This window comes from Photobacterium kasasachensis, from assembly GCF_050336885.1.
Lineage (GTDB): Bacteria > Pseudomonadota > Gammaproteobacteria > Enterobacterales > Vibrionaceae > Photobacterium > Photobacterium kasasachensis.
In genome coordinates this window covers 643518-667403 of sequence record NZ_JAKJSH010000004.1, presented here as the reverse complement: position 1 = coordinate 667403, position 23886 = coordinate 643518, and the positions used below count along the sequence as shown (strand labels likewise).

19 protein-coding genes are annotated in these 23886 nt (G+C 47.7%); 10 read left to right on the top strand and 9 right to left on the bottom strand.

Annotated features, from left to right (window positions below; translation table 11 throughout):
- The first annotated feature begins 147 nt into the window (after nucleotides 1–147).
- Nucleotides 148–2478, top strand: a complete 2331-nt coding sequence (locus L4D19_RS02805; protein WP_428451089.1) for an immune inhibitor A domain-containing protein — start codon at nucleotides 148–150, stop codon at nucleotides 2476–2478.
- A gap of 88 nt (nucleotides 2479–2566) precedes the next feature.
- On the opposite strand, the gene L4D19_RS02800 is transcribed toward L4D19_RS02805, so the two are convergent.
- From L4D19_RS02800 to L4D19_RS02790, 3 genes are all read right to left on the bottom strand, one after another.
- Entirely contained in the window at nucleotides 2567–5245 is a 2679-nt protein-coding gene (locus L4D19_RS02800; RefSeq protein ID WP_428451088.1) for an alpha-amylase family glycosyl hydrolase, read from the bottom strand.
- Nucleotides 5246–5379: 134 nt separating this feature from the next.
- Nucleotides 5380–6852: a helix-turn-helix domain-containing protein gene (locus L4D19_RS02795; protein WP_428451087.1), complete on the bottom strand. Its 1473-nt coding sequence runs from the start codon at nucleotides 6850–6852 to the stop codon at nucleotides 5380–5382.
- A gap of 164 nt (nucleotides 6853–7016) precedes the next feature.
- On the bottom strand, nucleotides 7017–7919 hold the full coding sequence (locus L4D19_RS02790; protein WP_428451086.1) for an oxidoreductase: 903 nt from the start codon (nucleotides 7917–7919) through the stop codon (nucleotides 7017–7019).
- 49 nt (nucleotides 7920–7968) lie between these two features.
- On the opposite strand from L4D19_RS02790, the gene L4D19_RS02785 reads away from it, so the two are divergent.
- The gene (locus tag L4D19_RS02785; protein ID WP_428451085.1) at nucleotides 7969–8394 is read left to right on the top strand and encodes a MerR family transcriptional regulator; all 426 of its coding nucleotides are present in this window, start codon (nucleotides 7969–7971) and stop codon (nucleotides 8392–8394) included.
- A gap of 137 nt (nucleotides 8395–8531) precedes the next feature.
- Here L4D19_RS02785 and L4D19_RS02780 read toward each other — a convergent pair whose 3' ends face one another.
- The gene (locus L4D19_RS02780; protein ID WP_428451084.1) at nucleotides 8532–9857 is read right to left on the bottom strand and encodes a tetratricopeptide repeat protein; all 1326 of its coding nucleotides are present in this window, start codon (nucleotides 9855–9857) and stop codon (nucleotides 8532–8534) included.
- Between the two features lie 118 nt (nucleotides 9858–9975).
- Between L4D19_RS02780 and L4D19_RS02775 the strand changes: the two genes are divergently transcribed.
- Nucleotides 9976–10734 (top strand): TIGR01458 family HAD-type hydrolase, encoded by a 759-nt coding sequence (locus L4D19_RS02775; RefSeq protein WP_428451083.1) that lies wholly within the window; start codon nucleotides 9976–9978, stop codon nucleotides 10732–10734.
- A gap of 554 nt (nucleotides 10735–11288) precedes the next feature.
- Entirely contained in the window at nucleotides 11289–13310 is a 2022-nt protein-coding gene (locus L4D19_RS02770; RefSeq protein WP_428451082.1) for a methyl-accepting chemotaxis protein, read from the top strand.
- Between the two features lie 127 nt (nucleotides 13311–13437).
- On the opposite strand, the gene L4D19_RS02765 is transcribed toward L4D19_RS02770, so the two are convergent.
- The 4 genes from L4D19_RS02765 to L4D19_RS02750 form a co-directional block, all read right to left on the bottom strand.
- Nucleotides 13438–14985 carry an HAL/PAL/TAL family ammonia-lyase gene (locus tag L4D19_RS02765; RefSeq protein WP_428451081.1) on the bottom strand — a complete coding sequence of 516 codons (1548 nt, stop codon included), beginning with the start codon at nucleotides 14983–14985 and terminating at the stop codon, nucleotides 13438–13440.
- A 248-nt stretch (nucleotides 14986–15233) separates the two neighbouring features.
- A complete protein-coding gene (locus L4D19_RS02760) occupies nucleotides 15234–15494 on the bottom strand; it encodes a phosphopantetheine-binding protein (RefSeq protein WP_075766624.1) in 261 nt (86 codons plus the stop codon).
- Nucleotides 15495–15643: 149 nt separating this feature from the next.
- Complete coding sequence (locus L4D19_RS02755; protein ID WP_428451080.1) at nucleotides 15644–16372, bottom strand: beta-ketoacyl synthase chain length factor; 729 nt, start codon at nucleotides 16370–16372, stop codon at nucleotides 15644–15646.
- Nucleotides 16373–16558: 186 nt separating this feature from the next.
- Nucleotides 16559–17530: a glycosyl transferase family protein gene (locus L4D19_RS02750; protein ID WP_239412127.1), complete on the bottom strand. Its 972-nt coding sequence runs from the start codon at nucleotides 17528–17530 to the stop codon at nucleotides 16559–16561.
- A gap of 226 nt (nucleotides 17531–17756) precedes the next feature.
- Between L4D19_RS02750 and L4D19_RS02745 the strand changes: the two genes are divergently transcribed.
- The 6 genes from L4D19_RS02745 to L4D19_RS02720 all read left to right on the top strand — a co-directional run bounded on the left by L4D19_RS02745 (nucleotide 17757) and on the right by L4D19_RS02720 (nucleotide 23578).
- The gene (locus tag L4D19_RS02745; protein WP_428451396.1) at nucleotides 17757–18470 is read left to right on the top strand and encodes a dienelactone hydrolase family protein; all 714 of its coding nucleotides are present in this window, start codon (nucleotides 17757–17759) and stop codon (nucleotides 18468–18470) included.
- A gap of 48 nt (nucleotides 18471–18518) precedes the next feature.
- Nucleotides 18519–19502: a Gfo/Idh/MocA family protein gene (locus L4D19_RS02740; protein WP_428451079.1), complete on the top strand. Its 984-nt coding sequence runs from the start codon at nucleotides 18519–18521 to the stop codon at nucleotides 19500–19502.
- A 70-nt stretch (nucleotides 19503–19572) separates the two neighbouring features.
- Nucleotides 19573–19887, top strand: coding sequence for a heavy metal-binding domain-containing protein (locus L4D19_RS02735; protein ID WP_075766619.1), 315 nt, complete (start codon nucleotides 19573–19575; stop codon nucleotides 19885–19887).
- Nucleotides 19888–20012: 125 nt separating this feature from the next.
- Nucleotides 20013–20636 (top strand): TnsA endonuclease N-terminal domain-containing protein, encoded by a 624-nt coding sequence (locus L4D19_RS02730; protein WP_428451078.1) that lies wholly within the window; start codon nucleotides 20013–20015, stop codon nucleotides 20634–20636.
- Complete coding sequence (locus L4D19_RS02725) at nucleotides 20623–22515, top strand: Mu transposase C-terminal domain-containing protein (RefSeq protein WP_428451077.1); 1893 nt, start codon at nucleotides 20623–20625, stop codon at nucleotides 22513–22515. The genes L4D19_RS02730 and L4D19_RS02725 overlap by 14 nt, the downstream gene beginning before the upstream one ends.
- A gap of 1 nt (nucleotide 22516) precedes the next feature.
- Nucleotides 22517–23578, top strand: coding sequence for an ATP-binding protein (locus L4D19_RS02720; RefSeq protein ID WP_428451076.1), 1062 nt, complete (start codon nucleotides 22517–22519; stop codon nucleotides 23576–23578).
- Here L4D19_RS02720 and L4D19_RS02715 read toward each other — a convergent pair.
- Nucleotides 23567–23884, bottom strand: coding sequence for a helix-turn-helix domain-containing protein (locus tag L4D19_RS02715; protein ID WP_428451075.1), 318 nt, complete (start codon nucleotides 23882–23884; stop codon nucleotides 23567–23569). The genes L4D19_RS02720 and L4D19_RS02715 overlap by 12 nt on opposite strands.
- Nucleotides 23885–23886 lie beyond the last annotated feature (2 nt).

The following is a 23886-nucleotide window of genomic DNA, read 5'->3' as shown; positions in this document are numbered from 1 at the left end:
TGACTCATCGCAAACTCTGTGTAAGGCTTTGAAAAAAAAGATCAATATCAAGTACTTTCGAAAAAGCATTCGTTCGCAGTCAGCGTATTCCAGCCTGGTTGGCAAGAAGCTGCTTACGATTGTCTTCATTACATAAAGGACTAGATAATGATCACTCAATTCAGCGTTTTTCGCAGTGCGCTAAATAAAGTAGCGCTCGGTGTACTGCTGGCAGGCGTTTCTGCTACTGCTATCGGCGCGCCACATAAGCATCACCACTCTGTTGACCTGGGTATCGTCAATCAGGATAAGCTCATTAGCATGCTCAAAGCGGGTGGGCAAATTCCGGCGGATGCCAATGAAACGGAGGCGGTAAAAGCCCTTCACCTGTATCTTGAAGCGAACCATACCCATAGTGGTGAACCGGGTGAGCTGGCTCAGTTTGAGCAAAAGCGCAAAGATCGCTTGCTTCAGTTGATGAGCAGCGGGCATCAGCAGGTATCGGGCCAGGCTCAGACCGCCGGAGAGTCTGCGTTTAGCCCGGATAGTGCCTGGAACGGCCCTGTGGTTCAGGACAAAATCTTAGCTATCTTGATTGAGTTTCCTGATTACCCGGCGAATAAGGTGACGCCGGAAGAAACGTCGAATTATTACCAAGACTATACCCCAAGCCATTATCAGAACATGTTGTTTGGCCCGGATGGTTATACCGGCAGTAACGGCAAGAACCTGATTTCCATGGTGCAGTTCTATAACCAGCAAAGTGGTGGTTCCTATACCCAGATTGGAGATGTGGCTGGCTGGTACAAGGCACAGCATCCGGCGGCATTCTATGGTGCGCAGCAGGGTTCCAATAATGATGTTAATGCACGGGCACTGGTACGTGAGGCATTGGTTGCCGCAGCAGCTGATCCGTCGGTTAACCTGGCTGACTATGACCTTGAAGACCGTTATGATCTCGACGGAGACGGTAATTATCGCGAAGCGGATGGCCTGGTGGATCACATCATGATCTTCCATTCTGGTGTCGGACAGGAAGCCGGCGGCGGTAACCTGGGATCTGATGCAATCTGGTCGCATCGTTGGAATCTGGGGGGCGTGTTTGCGATTGAAGGTACCCAAGCCAGTGTACCAAACTGGGGCGGGTTAATGGCAGCTTACGATTACACCATCCAGCCAATCGATGCCGCGGCGGGAGTTGCCGCGCATGAATATGGCCATGATCTGGGTTTGCCTGATGAATATGATACTGTCTATGGCAAGGATGAGTATGGCACGCCGCCAGGAGAGCCGGTTTCCTACTGGTCTATTATGTCATCCGGTTCATGGGCTGGCCTGATCCCGGGTACAGAACCGACAGGGTTTAGCCCGTGGGCGCGTCAGTTCCTGCAAAATTCCCTTGGGGGTAACTGGCTACACGGTGAAACCATTGAGTTTGCGGATCTGGCGGCAACACCGAAGCCATATGTGCTAGATCAGGCTGCAATGAAAGGACCTAACAATGATTACCTGCGGGTCAATCTGCCTCCGAAGCGTATTAACCTGATAGCGCCGATCGGCACTAATTCGTTCTACTCGGGCCGAGGCAATAACCTGAACAATGTGATGTCTTTTGCTGTTGATCTGACTGCAGCGGCAGAGGCGGCGTTGTCGTTCAAGATCCACTACGATATCGAAGATGATTTCGATTATGGCCGGATCCTGGTTAATGGCCAGCCTATAGCCGGCTCGATCACAACCACCAATGATCCGAATGAAATCGGATTCGGAATTGGTTTTACCGGCAAGTCCGATGGCTGGACTGATGCAACCTTCGATTTGAGCGCTTTTGCCGGACAGCAGATTGAGATCAGCGTTCAGTACATGACGGATGGCGGTTTGATCAAGAACGGTTTCTGGGTTGATAACATCACTGTCGCAGCGGACGATCAGAATACCCTATTGCTAGATGCTGAAAGCGTGCACCCGGAAGTGACCTATGCCGGTGTCGAACTTAATGACGGTAATTTTGATTATGAGCACTATTATCTTGTCGAGTGGCGCCAGCACAAAGGTGTCGATTTAGGGCTGAGCCGGATCAACCGTAATAATCACATCATGACGTTTGATGCCGGTATGATGGTTTGGTATGTCGATACGTCGCACACTGACAACGGCGTTGCCTCGCATCCGGGCGAAGGCTGGTTAGGCGTGGTTGATGCTGACCGTAATCCGCAGATCTGGAGTGACGGCACACCTGCAACGTCGCGCTACCAGGTGCGTGATGCGGCCTTTAACAGCAAGCCGGGGCAGCAAATCGATCTTGTCGACAGGGAAGGCAGAACACTGACCGACCCATACGTTGTTGCTAATCCGATGTTCGTTGACTGGGAAGATTACTCCAACCCGCTTCGTCCTGCGACAGGTCGTTTGACGCCGCATTACGGCATCCTGTTCCAGGTGGCCGATCAGTCTGAAAACGGTGATACAGTGACGATTAACGTCTCTAAGATCTGGTAAACAACCAAGCTTCTATTGCCAAAGAAGCACTATCAAATGCCGCCCGTCAGGGGCGGCATTTCTTATTTGATAGCAAAGGTTCTAGTTTTTACTCACTTAAAGTGATGATGGGGAGGTCATCCCAAATCTTGGGTTCTGAACTATCGTTACCAGTGAAATTCCACGGTCCTTTTTGGGTATCCAGCGGACGGTAGACGGCCGATAATCCGTCGATATCCCAGGTCGTGACATAGATGGTGATACCGTCTAGCGAATCGGGGCGGCCAAGCGCATCACTGGCAAAATCGAGATAAATGGCTCTGTTAGCCTTATCGACCGTGACAACAGGGGCGGGTGAGACTGCTTCTCCCCATGTTAGTGAGTCTGCTCCGGTTGAATTATAAATTGAGCTTTGCCAGCCAAATATCACGGCGTTTCGGTTCCAAGTGCCAGTGGGTATTTCGGCATTAAGCTTAGGCAGAGTGGTTAAGCCCTTCTCACTTTCATCAGGCAAGCCAAGAAAAACAGAAAAGCCGACATGATCAAAGCCATTGGGCGGTAACCAGCTGTTGGTGACGTTATCCATGGTCATTTTTAAGCGAACGTTGCTGCCTACGGTATAAACCTCTGCCTTTTCAATCGAGAGTTGGTTCTTGTCTTTATTGAAAGAGGGGTCTGTGGGTAGAGAATATGAACCGTATGGTCCGCCACTTCCATCTTGGGCATCGCCTGCATCATCAATGATTTTCTTGGGTGTGTCTGCCCATGACAGATCAGAAGTAAACGCAATATCTTTTGTTCCAGTTTTCGCTTCTGGGTAGTAAATCGCAAAGCGGTGCTGTTGCTCTCCGATGGCAAAATGACGGATTGAAATTGTCGTTTTCCAATCTCCGTTAGCATCAACAGGTATGTCTTTTGCCACGGCCAGGTTACCATCGACGACCAGTTTCAACATCGCATTGGGTGTGGCTGTCCCGGTAATTTCGGTGTTTTGTGTTATTACCGTATCTTTCCAGTCGTCATTTAGCTCGACGGTTGCCTTCGGGGTGTCGGCATTACCTGCTCTGGCTGTTTTGAAATAAATCGCTGCAGATTTTGGTGCAAGTTCAAGGCTGACTTCACCATGACTATTGGTTGTGAGTGTTTCTGGTGCGGCTTGCCAGTTAGATTGAATTCTCCGTTCAAAAACCGCTCCTGCACCTTGATCTAGATCTAGCTGGTTTAACAACATTGGGGATGAAGAGGTGTTCATGACAACGAACGCTTCATCATCATTTAGACGGCGAGTGAAACTGAATATACCGGCTCCCGCTTTATCACTGGCGATGACTTTCAATTCACCTCGCGTTAAGACTTTGTTGTCAGTACGAAGCTGGGCCAATGATTGTATAAATCGGTACATTTCATTGTCTGAATCGAAAGAATCGGTAAGTTGACCGTCTGTACGGTAGCCGCCGTTAAACATACTGTCGCGGCTGTTGACGATGGCTTGCTCAGTACCCTGATAGATAACCGGGATACCGGGTACTGTCATCATGGTAATCAAAGCCTGCTTCATATCTTCCGGGCTAGCCTGGGACAAGAAGCGCGGCATATCATGGTTATCGATGAAGTTAGGCATGATGTAAGGGTTAGGGAACATTTCCATCATGCGCTCTAGACGAAAGCGTAAATAATCCGTTGGTTGGCCTGAGGCAAAAACACGGGTCATGGTGGTCTGCAGAGGGAAGTTTAAAACAGATGTTAACTGAGCCGGAGAGCCACTTTCACCAATATAGGTGAGCATTTTTTCTTCTCCTTCTGTCTGGTACGGTGTCGAGGCTTCAAAGACTTCACCAAAGGTCAGGAAATTATCACGACCTGTTTCTTTGGCTTGCGATAAGACGCCGTCTTCACTGTGGAAAAAATCATTCCAGAAATCGTGATCGACAAACTTTGCGGTATCCACTCGATATGCATCTACACCGACGTCTTTGATCCATTTGCGGTAGCTTTCTTTTAGGTATTTTCTGACTTCTGGATCCGAGGTGTTGAGATCATCCAAATCAGAGAGTTGCCATGTTTTTTCTTGTATCGGATTATTGTGATCGGTAATGCTTGGTGTCCAATGATAACTACCTGTACCGTCTTCTTTGCACTGATTCTGATTCAATGGGTATGGTAGGGATTGGTTCGCAGCCAATGCACTATCAATGAGACGGAAACCGGTACAAGGGTTTGAAGCATCATAATTGTACGGGTTATCGTAGGTAAAAAAGTTACCAACATGATTGGTTACAATGTCTTGAATGAGGTACATATTTCGGCTGTGTATTTCACGAGAAAGCGCTTGATAGTCTTCTAGGACCCCGAAATGCTCATCCACTTTTTGAAAATCACGCGCCCAGTAGCCATGATAACCGCCGTAGTTTTGTTCAGAATCCCACCATTGATTCGCCACCGGGGGAGTGATCCAGATAGAGGTCGCTCCTAAATCTTGGATGTAGCTAAGTTGCTCGGTTACGCCTTGTAGATCGCCACCGCTGAACTTCTTGTCTGATGCCGGATCATATTCATTCTGGCCTTGGTCATTATTCTGGCTATTACCATCGTTAAATCGATCGATCATCAAGAAGTAGATGATCTGGTCTTGCCAGTCAGGTGATGCAATATGACTATCAACTGGCGCCACAGTGTTATTGTCTTTTTCGATGGCCTTACTGTCTGAGTGACAACCGGTAAGAGCAAGTGCTATCGATAATGACAAAAACTTAATACTATTCAATGAATTATGTTTGTTATGTTTCACGTTTAAATTTCCCGTCTACAAATCTGCGTAAACAGTAATGGAAATTTAATACGATGAGAGTGTCACTTCGCGCCAAGTTATTGGTTGTGGCGTGTCATCTGACGATAATTTTGAGCTTGTTATCATTAATGTGGCTATGACAGCGGTGAGTTGAATAGGTAGCCTTGTTGATAATTATCACAGCGTAGATGTTCGCCTTGCTGTGAAATGAATTCAAAATGACATTTCTGAGGGGGGGCGGTCAGAAAGGTAGATAGAGACCACGATGAAAAGTGACGGTTTTGGGCCGATTTTGTCATTGCCCAGCGGTTGTTTTCTTGAGTATCAATATGGCAATGGATGGTCTCAATATCTGGCAGGCGGCATGCGAGCTGTATAACAACACGAAAACCGTTCATTTCGGGAACCACGACAAGGACTGGAACGACAATAATAGGATGACCTAACAACATAGGCTCGTCGACAAGAAAGTTGCGTTGAAGGTTATCATCGATGAATTGATTGCCGTCGACTTCGTAACATAAGCGAAAACGCAATGGATGGGCGACAGGTAGATTTGCCGTTGACCAAAGTTCTATGCCATCAGCCAGAAAGTAATCAAAAAAGGCCGGGTATCGGCGCCAGACACCATCTCTGTCTTCACATTCTACCGCAACTTTTTTTTCAAATGCGATGTTATCAACTTCAATCCAGACTCGACCACTTTGGCCTTGTTTGCCTGTACTCGATTCGACCACGGCTGTCGCATAGTGCAACCTGATGGGATTCTTTTGTTGGATGACTCGATTGGTTCGGCATTGCTCACGGTACACTTGGGGCGAAAATGGATACCATTTTCGAAATGCGCGGTGGAAGTTCGAAGGGTCATCATAACCGAGCTGGTTTGCGATACTGGAAACGCTTATTTGTGTATCGGCAAGCAGGCGTAAAGCGATAGATTTTTTCTCGTTATCAACCAGTGTGGTGAAGTTGATCTGTTTTTCCTGTAGGCGCCGTTGCAGTGTTCTGGGTGATAAGCCGAGATGAACCGCTAAGTCGGATAAACGTAAAGGTGAACGGATGTCATCATGGATATGTTTTTTCAATCGACAGACCAGATCTTCTTTCTCAATACGGACGTGCTGTAGCAGTAAGAAAAACTGTTTGGCGAGAGAATATAATTTGGGATCGGGGGTCGCACCAACCTGAATTTCTTGATGGTCAAAATGCAGTAGCAGCGACTCTCCGTATTCGCTGCGAATTAAAGAGTTGCGTTTGCTGGGGGTTTGCTGCCAAGTATGCGTTAAGTTAGTAAATGAGGAGATGTGCTCGAGTAAATCTTGGGTCAGGTAGTGAACCCACAAAGGCAATTCAGTGTTTGTTCGTGATTGAAAGTGTAGCGATAGGCAGTCGAATCGCGAGGTTGGTTCAACATAGATTGAACGGTCGTACAATGACACCGACTTGCTCCACCAAAGTAATCCTTCTTTGATTGTTGGGGCTGTTAACAGCAAGAGGTGTTGCAGGGAAAGTAATTCCTCAATGTGCCAATGATCATGACCAATACGAAAATAGGAACTGCCAACGGCTTGAGAAAACATTACGGAGAAAGACTTATTGGAACTCACGATTTTTCCCTTGTCAGGATTACATGCGTGCATTTTAGCGAAACCATAACACTGAAGCATGACTTTGTTTCAATATTTCCCTATGCCAAGATGGGATGAATTCAGGGCTGAGCCGAATCAAATGCCGTCCATCAGAGGGCGGCAATTGATACGCGAAACCAGAATCAATCAAAGTCGTACTGTATTCCCGTTAAATCAGAAGAGAGCGCCCATAACTTTTCGGCCAGTTCGATTGAGCTGACTTTTGGATCTGGATTGGCTTTTACTGGCGCACCTCTGATGCCAAATCGCGGTCCTAAATAGTCACCTCCGCGGCATTCGTCGTCACAGCACGCTCGAAGTTGAGGCAACACGCCCGTTTCAACAGAGGATGCCAAATATTTCGAGATAACCCCTCCCACTCCAATACTTTGTTGTCTCTCGGTGCCAGTGAGTCCTGGATGGGCAGACAGTGATAAAGCATCAATATTATATTTCGAGAAGTATCTTTGAAGTTGCTGGGAAAATAGGAGATTGGCTAATTTACTATCGCCGTAAGCTTTTATTCTGTTGTACGAGCGTGTTTGCCAATGAATGTCTTCAATGTTAATTTCACCAACTTTATGACCACCGCTACTGACTGTAACCACTCGGGCTTTTGGTGTGTTTTTTATAACTGGGAGTAGTCGGCCAGTTAAAGAAAAGTGGCCTAAGTGATTAGTCGCGAAGTGCATTTCATAACCAGCGGGAGTTCGCTGTAGTTTTTCAAGATTAACCACGCCCGCGTTATTTAACAGAATATCAAGACGGCGATATCGTTCGATATAATCACAGGCAAATTGGTCAATTGAATCCGGGCTCGTTAGGTCCAATATAGCAAACTCTATTCGTGAATGAGGTACCTGCTCTATCAGCCTCTTTACGGCATCTTGGCCTTTTTTTTCATCTCGGCCAGTGATAATGACATGGCAACCTGCTCTTGCTAGCTCTAAAGCGCTCTGAAACCCTAATCCTGTGTTCCCACCAGTTACAATAGCTATTTTATCTGTGAGCTTAGAAATATCTGACGTAGACCAACATTTTGTCACGAGAGTCCCCTTGGAAGTAAGTGAAGTTGTGGGATGGGTAGGATAAACTGTGTGGTATACAACACAGTCAAGGGCTTTTTCATCAATGCGGGTAAGTGAGCTATGTAAAAGGGCAGATGTTTCAAAGGAACTGGTGAGACATTACGAAGCCATAGGTTTGATCTCTTCCTGCGAGGAACAGGCTGGCTCAAGAGTCTACAGGCAGTTTTCAGAGGAAACGGTCGAACGGCTGAGGCTCATTAAAAAAGCAAAGCTGCTTGGACTCTCTCTCAAAGAGATCAGGCCATTACTGGATGCATTTGTCGGAGGAGAAATGTTGAGAAGCCAGGCTATCGAGCTGCTAGAAAAACGGGACCAGCATATGTTGGAGATAATCCATAATGCTGAGGAGGTACGAGCCCGGATTGCCCAGAGTTTGCTCAAGCTTCAGGAAGAAGAGCTGCTTGGTTGTTTGACTAAGCTGAGTGATAGGTAGTGTTTTGATTCAAACCAATATTTGGTAATCGACTGAGCATCTACATTAAATGAATCATATCCAATGCCGCCCAGTAGTGGGCGGCATTGTTCGTTTTCCTGGAGAGGTTTCTCGGGCTGTGACTGAACCAATGTGCGCTAGTTTTCCTGAGCGGATAAAGCCCTGGAAAGAAAGCTTAGGTTCATAACGCTGTGGGGTTTTAGTGCCAAACGCTCGTTAGCGAGTGCTTCTGCAAGATCCGTTAAGCCACCTCGCAGAGCAGCCTCGGTCAGCGTCCAGTCGATGATATCTCGCTGGGCATGGCTACCCCCGAAGCTATTGGCAATATAACGGGCTTTGTAGAGGTGATCTGTCGCGGTTTTATAATCGCCATGCCAGAATGCCTTGAATCCCTCAATCAATGGTAATCCAGTTTGTCGTGCCCATAGCTCCACTTCGTTTCGTGGGGTGTTTTCTTGCCGGAAGGTTGTCAGGAGCCGTTCGACTTCGTCATGCCGATCGGCACCCAGATAGGCCATTACGGCATGCCAGTCGTTAAAGGGGTAGAGTTTGCCGTCGGCGTGTTTATCCCACATTGTTGCCAGTTCCTGCCAACGGTCTGCCACTTCGCAGCCTGACAATTCCAGTCGCCATAGCAGTGCTGAGGCGTCAACCATATCCAGGGCAACACTGCTGCGATCTTTGCGAACCGGCCCGTCATAGAGTGCAAGTGCGGCCTCGGGTTGGCCCAGATCCAGGTGATAGAGAGCCAGATGCCACCAATTGTGGACCTTGAAAAAGTTATCATCTCCAGACCAGTAAGGCTCTCTGGTTGTCATCCAGCCAATACCGTCCTGAACCCGCCCCTGCATCTCCATCACGTGGGTAACAGCATGGTGTGCCCAGCAGTCGAGGGGCTCCAGCGCAATAGCCTGTCGTCCGGTCTCTTCTGCTTTTGCATAATGGCCGCACTCTTCCAGGCCAAACGAATACATGCCAAGTACGATAGAGTAGCCAGGAATATCTGGAGACCAGTGCTTTAATACCCGGGCCATACGATCGCGCAGGTTCCTGGCATTAGCCCGGTAGAAGTCGATTAAATGGCCAACCTGTAAGCCAACAAGATCCTGCGGGTAAGCGGCATTATGGTGATCCAGAGCAATGGCCGCGGCGGTCCAGTTACCGCTGAGTAATTGGTTTAGGGTAGCAATATGGGAGTGCTCTCTTTTGTTGAGTGAGAGCGCTTTTGCCTTCTCAAGGTATTGTTGAGCCACAGCATTAGCGGCTGGCTCTGTCGCCATAGCATACAGATACGCATTGAGAATAAAAGCCATCCCGAACCCCGGGGCCTGTTCAGTGGCACTGTCTAACAGGGCAAAAGGGTCGCCTCGATAAAGATTGAAGGTGGTGACAGCCTGATTATAGAGCTCAACCGTTTCCGGTGTTGCGCCTGATAAATGATTACCTTGTTGATCGGATAGCATAGCGGAATCCTCCTGAGTGGTGTTTCTACTCGCAGGTGCTATTCCACAGATTGGGATTGCTTAAGTGTAGTCGAATCGCGCCGTGGCTATAATTACCCTAAAGCAAAGGGAGCGACGGATGTACAAGGCACTGTTTTTTGATATCAGTGGTGTGTTGTATGACGGGGAGCAAGAGATTCCCGGCGCTGTAGAAGCGATCGCCCGAGCGCAAGACAGTGATCTCGAGGTGCGCTTTGTTACCAATACCTCCCGCAAAACCTGTACGCAAATCTATCGTGACCTTATCCGCTTTGGCTTTTCGTTGGAGTTGGAACAGATTTTTACTGCGTCAGTGGCAGCCAAAGCATTGCTCAAGCAACATCACTGGCGACCGTATTGCTTGCTTCATGACAACATTCGATCTGAATTTGCCGAACTCGATCAGTCCGATCCTAATGCTGTGTTTATCAGTGATGCCGAAGCAGGCTTTAACTATCATGCCTTGGATAAGGCCTTCCAGTTGTGTCATGCGGGAGCGCCGCTCATCGGTATCGGTCTGAACCGTTATTTCAAGTCAGAAGGAAAGCTACACCTTGATGCCGGGCCGTTTATCCGGGCGATAGAATATGCCGCTGCTACCGAGGCGATTATTGTAGGCAAACCATCGGCTGACTTCTTTGCCCAGGTTGTGAGGTCAGTAGCAGCACCGGCAGATAAGATGCTGATGGTAGGTGATGACGTCTTCGGCGATGTCGAAGGAGCGCTGAAGGCCGGGCTGCAAGCGTGTTTGGTGAAAACAGGCAAGTATCAGCCCAATGATGAGCAATTGGTCAAAGCGCCGTTTCTCTGTGTCGACTCGGTGGTTGAAGCGGTAGATTGTGCCCTGCGAGTGGCATGATTTCATTCCATGACAAAGGGTAAAAAAATCCCATTATTAACATTGCAATTGATAAGCTCATGTTTTTTATATGATAAATAAGTTTATCCACAAAAACAGTGGGTAACTTTATGGTAAATGTCACAGCGTGTTGATGGTTTATTGAGCGTTTAAAACAGCGGCAAACTATAGCTAGCTTGTTGCAGGTAGCGCAGTATTGGCAGGCGATAATAGTATTGATGATTTATATGGTTTTTTCTTAGGGTGTTTTAACACTGATTTATCTCGGTGTTAACATGCAAATCCTAGACACAGGGCACTGACTTAAATTGCATACTCGCCTGTATTGATAAACTATGTGCCACATAAGCTTAAATATGCATATTCATTGCATCTAATGATCTGTTTTATAAGTGGTTTACAGAACTTTGCTGAAAAGGATTGCTAAAGCCAAGAGGTATGGTTTGAGCTGGGTCATAATTCCTTATAGTATGCGCTAAAAGCATTTTGGCATAGTTGTTGCCTTTGCTATTTTGTATAAGAAATGAAAATAATTATAACGTTAAGGTTGCATCATGTTTAACCCTACTCGTGCTCTGAATATTCGGACGACGCTGATTACTGTCTTCGCTATTCCTACACTTTTGCTACTCATTTTTATTGGGATACAAATTAAAAATGCCAATGAACAGCTAGTCAATGCTGAGCTTTCCCAAGAAACGGTTGAGCTGTTTAATCTCTACGATAATGTCGCACACCAGTTTGCGGTCGAACGTGGACTCACTGCCGGTGTGATTGCGGCAAAAGGACAAGGCAAGCAGCGTGACGCTCTGCAAAAACAGCGTGGTGTCGCAGATGATGCCTACAATAGCCTGCTGGCGTTTCGCCCTGAAAGTCTGGATCCTGCTGTGGTATCGACTTTGCTAAGCGAGGTCAAGGCACAGCTGGACAAGCGGCAAAATATTCGCTCTCAGGTAGATAGCCTTAACCTAGTTGATTCTCCCTTCGCGTATTACTCGAATGTGAACCGTTTATCGCTGGATAATTTAGCGATTGTGATGTCGCTGGTGAGTAACCGTGAGCTCAAGCAAGAGCTACAAGGTTTGCTGTCCTTGCTGGTTATCAAAGAGCAGGCCGGTATGGCGCGAGGTGCGCTAAATGGTACTTTCGCAGGGAAAAAATCAACACTAGACAAATATGCGCAAATCTCAACCTACATTAAAGCGGAAAGCTATGCGCTAAGACAGGCGGAGATGTTGCTGTCCGGAGAGCATCTTAAGCAGTTGCAGGAAAGTACTCGTAATTCAACCTGGCAACAGGTTATGGATATTCAGCAGCAGTATCTGGCTCAGAAAGGCAACCTGTCGGCAATTAAGGGCCCGGAGGCATCAGCCTGGTTTGCGCTGGCGACAGAGCGTATCGGTATGGTGAAAAAGGTACGTGACAGTTTAGCAGCGGCCATCAATGATAAAGCGGTTCAGGACAGTGCCGATGCTAACATGATGCGGATGGTATATATCGCCGTGACGTTGCTGATTGTATTGCCGCTAATCTTGCTGACGATTCGGGTGGTGAACAATGTGCGCCGTAGGGTCGAGAGCTTTACGGCACAGCTAGACAAGATGGCGTCCAACAAAGATTTGACTATCCGTCTGTCGGATGGAAACCGGGATGAATTTGGTGAAATTGCCCAGCACTTTGACCATCTGGCGGTAAGCTTGGGTGAGACGCTGAATAAGGCCCACCAGGTGGCCAGCCAGACAGAGAAAGAAATGGTGGCGATGGTGAAGCTGGTCAACCAAGCCCACAATGCCAGCGAGCAGACTCACTTGCGCTGCGATAACATCGCAACCGCAATGACAGAAATGGCCCAGACCAGCGAGCAGGTTGCCGAGATCACTGTTGACGCTCAACGCGGAACGGACTCGGTGAAAAACAATGCAGAGGCATGCCATAAACATAGTGAGCAATCATTTACGTCGACGACCACATTGCTTGAGAGTGTCAACCAGACCTTCGATTGTATCGAGACACTGGAGAAGCAGATGGGCAATGTGTCGGAAATTCTCGATACCATTAATGCTATCTCTGAGCAGACCAACTTGCTGGCATTGAATGCGGCCATTGAGGCGGCACGTGCGGGTGAGCAGGGTCGTGGTTTTGCGGTTGTGGCAGACGAGGTACGTACCCTGGCCCAGCGCAGTAAGCAGTCGACTGAGGACATTCGCCAGTTGCTGAGCGGTATCGGACAAAATGCCAAGGACTCTTTTGATAATATGCAGCAGAGCCGTGAGGCCAGCTACGAGACTCAGGAAGTGGTGTCTGATACCAAGTCGTTGGTTGAAAACCTGATAGTGACGGTGAACGAGATAGCAGAATTTAACGCTAGCATTGCCACCGCTTCCAACGAGCAATCGCAGACGGCGAAAAGTGTCGATACCGATGTCGATGATCTGCTGGAGATGGCCGACAACACCAAGAAGACGATTGTAGATATTCAGCAGGAGATGGAGCTGGTGAAATTGCGGATGACCGAGCTGGTGGATGAAGTGAACAAGTTTACGATCGACGATCCGAGTGTCGAGATTAGAAGGTAACCTTGTTACTTGCTTGAACAAGGCATATTTTGAGTAAACCAACACCGGGCATTTGCCCGGTGTTTTCTTATGTCTGGCAACCTGAAAGGCCGCATCGACATTAACTACAAAGTGAGTGGGTAGTTACTTAGTCAAACATTTTCCATGACTGCTGCTGGATCTTGGTGATGAACAAGCGTAGATCGCCTTCTAGCGGACGGTCTTCGTTAACCACTTCGAAGTCCTTGAGGATAGCGCTCTGCATTGCCTGTAGTGCAGGGCTTAGATGGCTGTCATCCAGCTCACCCTGTTGCTTGCGGATCTCCAGTGCCTGGGTAGCGGCTAGCAGAGAGGCCGATGCAACTTGTTCAGTCAGTTCAAGCACTCGCAGGCAGTCACGGGAGGCAATTGTGCCCATACTGACCTTGTCCTGGTTGTGGCACTCTGTCGAGCGCGAGAACACGCTGGCAGGCATGGTGTGTTTAAGCGCTTCGGCCGTCCACGCCGAGATACCGATTTGTACGGCCTTAAAGCCATGGTTGATTGGCTTGCGGCTGCCGGTCGCGCCCGTCAGGTTGAATGGCAGGCCATTGTTGAACTTGTAGTCCATCAGCTGAGCCATTTGGCGATCGAGCAGATCGGCAATGTTGGCTATGGCTGTCTTGAGTGTGTCCATCGCCATCGCTATGTGACCGCCATAGAAATGACCACCGTGCAGGACGCGCTCGTTATCACCGTCGATGATCGGGTTGTCGTTTGCACTGTTGAGTTCATTTTCAATCAGCTGGCGGATCCATGGCAGGCTGTCTTGCAGGGCACCGATGACATGAGGTGCACAGCGCAGCGAGTAGCGATCCTGCAGGCGGTCGCTGTTGCGCGGTGGCTTGGCTGCTTGCAAATCGGCACGTAACCAGCTGGCAATCTGTTGCTGTCCAGGGTGAGGTTTGACGTCAAATAATGCTTCGTCAAAGTGGAAATCATTCCCCTGGATACCAACTGTAACCATAGAGGTGATACGGGTGGCTAGCTGGGCCAAATACTCGGCACGCTTGTAAGCCAGGCAGGCCAGTGCAGTCATGACCGATGTGCCGTTCATTAATGCCAGCCCTTCTTTGGGTTTGAGCTTGATTGGGCTCAAACCGAGTTCGGCATAGACTTCTGCCGTCGGGCGGACTTCATCTTTATAGAGTACTTCACGCTCGCCGATTAGGGCAGCGGCAAGGTAGGACAGCGGAGTCAGATCGCCGCTGGCGCCGACCGAGCCTTCCTGCGGAATACGGGGTGAGATGTCATGATTGACCAAAGCCACGATCTGATTCAGCAGATCACGGCTGACGCCCGAAACGCCTTGCGAGAGTGAGCACAGACGGGTTGCCAGTACGGCACGGGCCTGCTGGTGGTCAAGGTGTTCACCCAGTCCGCAGCCATGGAAACGTGTTAAGTGGAGCGGCAGTTCGTCTACCAGCTCGGGCGGGATCGCGACGGTACAGGAGTCTCCGTAACCTGTCGTGACACCGTAGATCACTCCTTCTTCTTTTAGTAGGCGCTCAAGAAAAGCCGCTCCCCGGTCAATTTTGCTCGTAAATTCTGGCGAGCTGTTTAATGCTGCCGGTGCCCCGTTGGCAATGTCGATAACATCTTCGATAGTCAGACGATCGGCTCCAAAGAGGATAGAGTCTTGAGTATGTACAGTCATGTTGATTTTCCACCTAAGTGTAAGAATATTAAGCGCTTATAGCGATATTAACGGTTCGAACATCGTATATGTTATGCGTTAGGTTGCGTATTGGTTGGGGAGTGTTTTTCGAGTCTTGTCACGGAGAAGTTTGGTTGTTTAAGTAATCAACAGGATGTTTTGGGGGAAGTTCTGGAAAAAAAAGAATAACGATGAGGAATACCGCCAGGGAGAGTGACTACCTAACGGCATTCCTGCTGCAAAGCTTATTAAGCTACCTTGGCTGCAGAGATAAATTCTGCCAGAGTGGCGACCGAGGCAAAATGCTGTCGCGCATCATTATCATCGGCATTGATGGCAATGCCGTAGCGCTTCTTGATAGCCAGCCCGAGTTCCAGCGCATCAATAGAATCCAGCCCCAGGCCGTCATTAAACAGAGGGTCGTTGGTGCCGATATCATCGACGGTAATGTCTTCAAGGTTGAGTGAGTTGATGATGAGTTTCTTGAGTTCGGTATGTAGTTGTTCCATAGCCAGCTGATTCCTGATTATATATTTAAGTTGTTGATTTAATGTGTATCGCATTCAAATTGTGCCATAACGACTTAAATTCAAAACCGCTAGAGGCAATAAATTCGAGTCAATTAACAATGTTGATAGTCATTGTTGTATATCGTGATTTATGCAATGGATCGCTGCCAGTGCCACAGCTGTGATCCGGTCGCTATCGTCCAGGCTGAGTCATTACCGACCAGCTGGTTGATCACTGTGAGTGTTTGCGGATGGATAGGGGACATTGGCGCTTTCTGGGGCTCCCAGCTTAGCTGGTAGTCGTTACCGCCAGTCAACAGTAGCCCTAAGGCATAGCCATGGTACTTGCCATGGTCAAAATCGCGGAATGGCTCGGGGAGCGGCTCGTCAAAATCAACGACCAGTACGGTATGGCTCGGAAATTCAGCCAGGTAGGCAGCTGCTTCAATCAGGGCACTATGCAGCGTGTTCGCGCCGGATGCCAGCGAAACGGCCGGAACCGGACGTTTGGCGGCAATGGTGAATAACCCGGAAGCCGTGTTATGTACTGACTGGGAAAAAATGGTTGGTGACGGGCTTTCTCCCTGCAACGTTTCCTCAATCAATGGAATTGAGCGCGTGAGTTCTCCGTGACGGCTGGCGAAAATGATGTAGTCGATGTCCTTGTCCTGGGTAAGGCTGAGAGCGGTTTGCAACGCCAGTTTGCTCAGGCTGCTGGTGCGTCGCCGCATCATCGGCGGGATCAGATTGGCCGGGGCGGCAGGCGGATCTTCAGGCCAGGTCATATCGAGTTCGGCCCAGGTTTTCCATTTATCGAGATCGGTTAGACCGGGCGATAGAGCTTCCCAGTCAATTAGCTTAAAAGAGATGGTGTTCATGACAATATAGCCGTTGGTTATAAAATTATGGCTATAGTTGCATATGATGTGGGCGCGTTCCCAGTGATGCTGGTTATATTATGAGTCACCTCACTGTTTGTTTGTTGATTTGGTTGGCATTTTACGGGGAATAAAGTGAACCCGCCCTATTCTTGCTAAAGGTAGGGCGGGTAATAGAAAGGCAAATTATTGGTGGCGGGTATCCCACCATTGCTGTGCCTGAATGAGGGCCGATTGTTGATTAGGGCAGACCTGCATCATTTTCAGCACAATGGCCATGGTCGATACGACGGCATGGGTTCCGTAGTTGTTCTCCACCTCGCCACTCCAGACTTTCTGCAGGTACTCGCCGCTGATTTCCCCGTGTTTGCCCGAGGCGCCTTCAAGAAATGTCGGCCATTCCTCCTCATAAATCTGCCCGCTTGAGACACCGGCTATCCGGCAGGCAGTACGTGGGCTGCGTTCACTCTCCCCGCCCTCGCCTTTGAAGGCCACCATATTGGCATCGCCGACCAATGCTGCTGCCTGGGCGTGGAGTTTTTCATAACCCTGATGAAAAATACCGTGAATAGCAAAGGTTGCTGCTGATGGGTTCAGGGCGCGGGCCACCGTATTGAGCGGGGTTCGCAGGCCAACTTTGTTCCGTAGCGCCAGGAGATCGACCAGTGGCTCGCAATAGGCCGACAACGGGACATAGCAGATATCATCGTGGGCAAGGATGACTTTGGCTTCTTCGGGGGTATTGGCTTGCCGGATCCCTAATGCCGGGCAGGCTGATTCTATTTGGTACTTAATCGCGTCGACTGAGGCGTGACCGTGCAACAACACCCGGACACCGTTTTGAGCCAGCAGTTTGGCAGCTAGCAGTAGCCATGGCGGCTGGCGTCGTTTACCGGCAAAACACGGCCAGTCGAGGTCGATATCGAGATCTTGCCAGTCGTCATCAATATGCTCACGTAGTGCCTGTATATAGCCGGCGGCTTCTTCGCCGGTTTCACAGCGAACACGTTGCAGCATCAGCAGAACGGCTAGCTGCAACAGATCTGCTTTCCCGTCAATGTACATAGACAGCGCTTCGCGCGCTTCTTCCTGGGTGAGCGGTCGACGGCCCTTCTCACCGCGACCGACATGTTTGATAAATTCTGAAAAGGCTGGCATTTCAATCCCTGATTTTTTGAGTTATTCGAATAATAGTATACCCAAACACCGCCAAGGTGCAGGTTTTGAAAGTGATATCAGTAAGTTCTGTCTAAGGTGGAAGTGGGGGATATCCGCTTCGGCAACTTCAATTCGTCTGCTGCCAATCATCTACACTGAAAGAACTGTGCTGAATTTAGGACTGACAGAAGGTGAGCCGATGAATCTCAAACTTGTGACAATAGTGATGACCTTGTTGTTTTCTCTTCCTGCCTGGGCGGAAGGGCGTGCCGTTAGCTACAAGGTCAATGGTGAGGATTACGAAGGGTATTATATTTCACCTGATGCCAAGGCCCCTCTGGTACTGCTGATACATGATTGGGACGGCCTGACCGATTACGAGGTCAAGCGGGCCCAGATGCTGGCCGAAGAAGGCTATGCGGTATTTGCCGCTGATTTGTTTGGTGCCGGGGTGAGGCCGACCAAGGTTGAGGATAAGCGTCAACATACCGGTGAACTGTATAAAGACAGGAATAAAATGCGGAAATTACTCATTGGTGCCATGACAATGGCCGACTCGCTCGGGGGCAATACTGATAATGCCGTTGCCATGGGCTACTGTTTTGGCGGGGCAGCTGTGCTGGAAATGGCCCGCTCTGGTGCCGAAATGAAAGGGTTCGTTACCTTTCACGGAGGATTGAAAACGCCCAAGGGGCAGGATTACTCGAACACCAAAGGCAGCCTGTTGATCATGCATGGTGGAGCCGATCAGGCGATTCCGATGAGTGATTTTGCCGCCTTGTCCCAAGAGCTGGAAAAGACCTCGCTCGATAATGAGATGATTGTCTATAGTGGCGCACCCCATGCCTTCACCGTCTACGGCTCGGATAACTACCGCGAGAAGGCCGACTATAAGTCGTGGCAGCGTTTTCTGACCTACCTTGACACAGTAATTAATTGATTTATAGGTACTTGTTCTGCATGCTGTATGTCATAGAAGGAGCGTAAGATGAACAAGTACCAAGACAAAACGATACGTTGGGGGATCATTGGCTGCGGTAACGTGACCGAGGTAAAAAGTGGCCCGGCCTATCAGCAAGCCGAAGGGTTCGAACTGGTTGCTGTTATGCGCCGTGATGAAGTAAAGGCCCGGGACTACGCCGTGCGCCATGGTGTAAAAAAATACTACACAGACGCCGAACAGCTTATCGCCGATAACGAGGTCGATGCCGTGTATATTGCCACTCCACCGGACAGCCATCGGTACTATGCCCAGAAGGTTGCCGCGGCAGGCAAGCCGTGCTGTATCGAAAAGCCGTTGGCACCGAGACATGAGGATTGCCAGGCCATTGTTGCCGCTTTTGAGCAGCAACAGCTTCCCTTGTTTGTGGCTTATTATCGTCGTTCACTGCCGCGCTTTCAGCAAGTGAAGGCATGGCTAGAGGCCAGGAAAATCGGGGATATCCGCCATGTCAGCTGGCACCTGAGCAAGCCGGCCAACCCTCTTGATTTATCCGGAGACTATAACTGGCGCACCGATGCCGCTATTGCTGCCGGCGGCTATTTCGATGATCTGGCCAGCCATGGGCTTGATCTCCTGATCTATCTGCTGGGAGAGATACAACACGCCTCCGGATTTGCCGTCAATCAGCAGGGGCTGTATTCCGCCAGTGATGCCGTAACGGGGTGCTGGGTGCATCAAAATGGCATCACGGGATCGGGAAGCTGGAACTTTGGCTCGGCGAAGCGAGAAGATCGGGTAGAGATCATTGGCAGCCAAGGAAAAATCATGTTTTCTGTCTTCGACGAAGCGCCAGTGTGTCTTGCCAACCAAGATGGTGAACAGAGCCGGTTTATCGACAATCCTAAACATATTCAGCAATACCATGTGGCTGCCATCGACAGGGATTTGCGAGAGCAGAGTTGTCACCCGTCAACTGGCAAGACCGCAACCCATACGAGCTGGGTGATGGAACAGATCCGGGGCCAATAAGAGGCTGAACCTTTCTGTTTGCTGCTAGTCAAAAAATTTAAACACTGTTTTTATTAAAAGGAATGGATTTATGCTGTGTGTTACTACACCGGATGTCGCCCATCGAGAGATTAAGGAAGTTTTAGGTACCGTCACAGGGAACGTGGTCCAGTCCAAGCATGTCGGTCGTGACATCATGGCGGGCTTCAAAACCATCTTTGGCGGCGAGATCCGCGGCTACACTGAAATGCTTACCGAAGCGCGCGAACAGGCATTGAGCAGGGCAATCGGAGAAGCCGAAGCCATGGGCGCCGATGCCATCGTAAATATGCGCTTTACAACCAGCGCGATTATGCAGGGCGCCTCTGAAATCTTGGTTTATGGCACTGCGGTGAAGTTGAAGTAGTTTATTCTCAAAAACCTGATATGTGCAAAGTTAGTCTGCATAAAATGCAGAAAACTTTGCATGTTTGAAAAATAAGTCTGCATAGCCTATTTTTTGTTGTAGGTTTACAACAAAGTTGCATTGCTATGTATGATCAAACCAAAAAATCATCTTATGTACACAACATTCGCAAGTTTATGAGCTTAAAGAATGATGCTGTTGTTAGAACCATGTCAGTGCTCGAATTCGACTTTTGCTTTCACCTAGAGTACAACCCAGGCGTACAGTCATTTATTTCTCAACCAGAGAGCCTTTATTATACGTTTAACGGTCGCAATTGCCGTTATACTCCAGATTTTTTGGTAACAGGAGTCAACAGGCGTTCGTCTTTAATAGAAGTAAAGCATTCCAGTCAAATATTAAAGCCTTACTTTAGATCAAGGTTTGCCAAGAAGCGAGAAGTGGCAAATGAGCAATATGGCCTTGAGTTGCGTTTGATAACGGAAAAACAAATACGCATCAATCCAATACTAAATAATCTGAAGCTGCTGCATCGTTACTCAGGTCTACACACAGTAACGGAAGCCGAAAAGCTTGTACTGAATTTCATTCAGCGCAAGAAAAAAGTACAACTTCGTGAAGTATCAGGTGCCTTAGGTTTGTGTGAACATGAAACATTGATTAGCTCTTTGTGTTGGTTAGCGTCTGGCAATATCAACACTGACATGAAAAATTCAGATTTTGGGTTGGATAATTATGTCTGGTGCTGATGGTGAGTTTGAATCCGAAATTGATCTATTCGGTTATATAGATGAATTCATATCTGGAGAAGCCGAGTTACCAAGTGATGATTATTCCAAAGTATTCGATGTCATCGAAAGCAATTTTGCCCCTTCTTTTGACAGTCTTCCTGAAAAAACTCAAAAAGAAGCACTTAGACGGTTAGACATATTGAATTATGTTGAAAAACGCCTTGATGGCGGGTGGACCGAACGTAACTTGGTACCATTGCTTGAGGCATATAAAGATGAGGTGGGTCATTCGGTACCTAGTTGGCGCTCTTTGGCTGAATGGAAATCAAAGTATCTGAAGTCAGGAAAAAGTATATTCTCATTAGCACCAAAGCACTCAAAAAAAGGAAACAGAGAGCAGTGTTCTGATCCGATGGGACTGGTTGAAGAAGCTATCAATAAAAAGTATTTAGTAAAAGAAAGGCCATCCGTATCTTCTGCTTATGATTATTACAGAGCAAGAGTTATTGAAGAAAATCGTTCTATTGCTGGAGACAAGTTAAAACCGATCAGCATAAGAACTTTTTATAACCGAGTTAATGAACTGCCGCCATATGATGTCGCTGTCGCGCGCTTTGGAAAAAGGTATGCTGATCGTGAATTTCGCATGGTGGGGCAAATTATTCCCGCTACTTGTCCAATGGAGTATGTTGAAATCGATCATACCCCAGCCCCTATAATCCTACTTGATGACCAGTTAGATCTACCACTCGGTCGTCCGTACCTAACAATTCTATATGATCGCTTTAGTGATTGTATCGTAGGGCTGTATGTGGCATTTCGTGATCCTAGCTTTGAATCTGTTCGGTCTGCCTTTTTAAACGCCACTCTAGAAAAGAGTTGGGTGAAAGAGTCCTACCCTTCAATCAAAAATGATTGGCCTTGCTTTGGTAAAATTACTTATCTCGTAGTAGACAATGGAGCTGAATTTTGGAGTGATAGTTTGGAATCAGCTCTCAAGCCATTAGTTTCTGATATTCTATATAGTAAAGCTGCAAAACCGTGGGAGAAACCGCACGTTGAGAAAGCTTTTGACTCCTTTTACAAAATGCTTTTTAGCCGCTTGCCAGGGAAAACGTTCAGTAATATTACTCAGCTCAAAGATTACAACCCCAAAAAAGATGCAGTTGTTCGTATGTCAGTGTTCCTTGAGCTACTTTACAAATGGCTTATCGACTACTATCACATGAAGCCCGATTCAAACGAGCGGCGTATTCCTTATCACAAATGGTTTGAATTAAAATGGCGCCCTAACTTTTATGAAGGTATTGAAGCTGAGCAGCTTAAAATTGAACTCGGTATAGTTAATTCGCGAACACTGGGAAGGGACGGGATCCGACTACATAATCTTCGATATCAGTCAGACGAGCTTGTAGATTACAAAAAGCGCTCTGCATCGGCGATTAAAAAGGGAGCTAGGCTAAAAGTAAAGACAGATCCTGATGATATTAGCCACATATATGTCTACCTAGAAGACGATAAAAAGTACTTAAAAGTCCCTGCAGTCGACAATTCAGGGTATACAAACGGGTTGTCGTTGTATCAGCACAAACGTATCTGTTCCGTGCGAGCATTAAACACTCGTTTGCAAAAAAATGAAGAGTCGCTTTCGGATACATATCTCTACATCGACAGAAAGATTGATGATGAGGTTGAACGCATAACCAAGAAAAACCGTAACAACACAGCTATACCTAAGACAAGTAGTGTTTCAAAGGTTGCAAAATACAGTAATGTAGGTAGTAACGGCCCAGGCTCAATAGTGGACAAGAAGAAAAGAAATAACTCTTTGGTTAATAGTCCTAAAGCTCATGATACTGGGGAGGATATTGATCTGAGTGATATCGATGGGTATTAATATGTTTGATCTAACAGACTCCCAATTAAAACAATATAGTGCGTTTAGAGAGTGTTTTGTTGAATACCCTCAGCTTACGGAAATCTATAGTACTTTTGATAGGTTAATGTTCAATGGTTCCGTTGGAGGAGAACAAGAATCCCTGTTACTAACAGGGGATGCTGGATGTGGAAAGTCCGCTTTGATAGATAATTATGTTGGAAGATATGCGTCAAAAAGACAAAGATGGGCTGATATGCCAATACTTAAAACGCGTATTCCTAGCAAGGTTCGAGAGCAAAACACCCTTGAACGATTTTTATTAGACCTTGATAGTGAAGGTTCCAACAGATCGAGAAGACGAAAAGCTGAAGGAGCATTAACAGAGGGCGTAATTAAAACCTTGATTAGAAAAAACGTCAAACTCATCATTGTTAATGAAATTCAAGAGCTTATAGAATTTAAAGATGCAGAAGAAAGGCAGACAATAGCCAATACTTTCAAGATGATAAGCGAAGAGGGAAAAGTCTCTTTCGTTTTAGTTGGGATGCCGTATTCGAATTTACTCGCTGATGAGCCCCAATGGAATTCTCGTTTGGGCTGGCGCAGGCATCTTGATTATTTTCGCCTGTACAAAAAAGATGGCAATAGTGAAAAGTTAGTCCCTGATAAACAAGGAAAAACTCACTTTGCGAAATTTGTGTCTGGACTTGCCGTGCGAATGGGGTTCAATGAGCGCCCAAACTTAACTTCTGACGATATTTTGCTGCCTTTATTTTCACTTTGTTGTGGTGAATGCCGGCCTTTGAAGCACTTTCTCTCGGATGCACTACTGAATGCACTTTGCGATTCAAGCAACACAGTTAATAAGGCTATCCTAGAAAAGACATTTCGTAACAAGTATCCGTACGCTGACGTAAACCCTTTTAATTGTTCACTGGAACAACTTGAGATTAGGGAGTTGGCGACGGAAAGTAAATATGACAAGGATGCGCAGTACAAAGAAGACAAACTTGTGGATAGAACATTCACTGACCTACTGCCCGTGCATATGCTTCTAAGCAAAAGACCGTTAAAGGGATGATTTATTGCCTTCCAATGAAGCCAATAATCGCTCTTTCTCTTCATCACTCATCTTGTCAATTAAACACGCCAACTCAGCACTTAGCTCACTATCACAGAAAAAATAGTTTAACGGGACATCAAGCTCTTCTGCCATACGACGAAGCGTGCCTATGTCAGGCGTATGTCGGCCTTTCTCATAATGATTCATTCGGCCACTGGCAGAACTGGGTTCCATGCCTATCTTCACGCCCAGATCCTTCTGGGTGATTTTGGCTTTTTTACGCGCAGCTTTGAGCCTTTCTGGGATTGGGTTGTAGTTTTGCACTG

Bases quoted from the DNA above. Each gene is read 5' to 3' on its own strand.
- L4D19_RS02805 (WP_428451089.1), top strand. From the start codon at position 148: ATGATCACTCAATTCAGCGTTTTTCGCAGTGCGCTAAATAAAGTAGCG.
- L4D19_RS02780 (WP_428451084.1), bottom strand. From the start codon at position 9,857: ATGCTATCCGATCAACAAGGTAATCATTTATCAGGCGCAACACCGGAA.
- L4D19_RS02775 (WP_428451083.1), top strand. From the start codon at position 9,976: ATGTACAAGGCACTGTTTTTTGATATCAGTGGTGTGTTGTATGACGGG.
- L4D19_RS02770 (WP_428451082.1), top strand. From the start codon at position 11,289: ATGTTTAACCCTACTCGTGCTCTGAATATTCGGACGACGCTGATTACT.
- L4D19_RS02765 (WP_428451081.1), bottom strand. From the start codon at position 14,985: ATGACTGTACATACTCAAGACTCTATCCTCTTTGGAGCCGATCGTCTG.
- L4D19_RS02760 (WP_075766624.1), bottom strand. From the start codon at position 15,494: ATGGAACAACTACATACCGAACTCAAGAAACTCATCATCAACTCACTC.
- L4D19_RS02755 (WP_428451080.1), bottom strand. From the start codon at position 16,372: ATGAACACCATCTCTTTTAAGCTAATTGACTGGGAAGCTCTATCGCCC.
- L4D19_RS02750 (WP_239412127.1), bottom strand. From the start codon at position 17,530: ATGCCAGCCTTTTCAGAATTTATCAAACATGTCGGTCGCGGTGAGAAG.
- L4D19_RS02745 (WP_428451396.1), top strand. From the start codon at position 17,757: ATGACCTTGTTGTTTTCTCTTCCTGCCTGGGCGGAAGGGCGTGCCGTT.
- L4D19_RS02740 (WP_428451079.1), top strand. From the start codon at position 18,519: ATGAACAAGTACCAAGACAAAACGATACGTTGGGGGATCATTGGCTGC.
- L4D19_RS02735 (WP_075766619.1), top strand. From the start codon at position 19,573: ATGCTGTGTGTTACTACACCGGATGTCGCCCATCGAGAGATTAAGGAA.
- L4D19_RS02730 (WP_428451078.1), top strand. From the start codon at position 20,013: ATGTATGATCAAACCAAAAAATCATCTTATGTACACAACATTCGCAAG.
- L4D19_RS02725 (WP_428451077.1), top strand. From the start codon at position 20,623: ATGTCTGGTGCTGATGGTGAGTTTGAATCCGAAATTGATCTATTCGGT.
- L4D19_RS02720 (WP_428451076.1), top strand. From the start codon at position 22,517: ATGTTTGATCTAACAGACTCCCAATTAAAACAATATAGTGCGTTTAGA.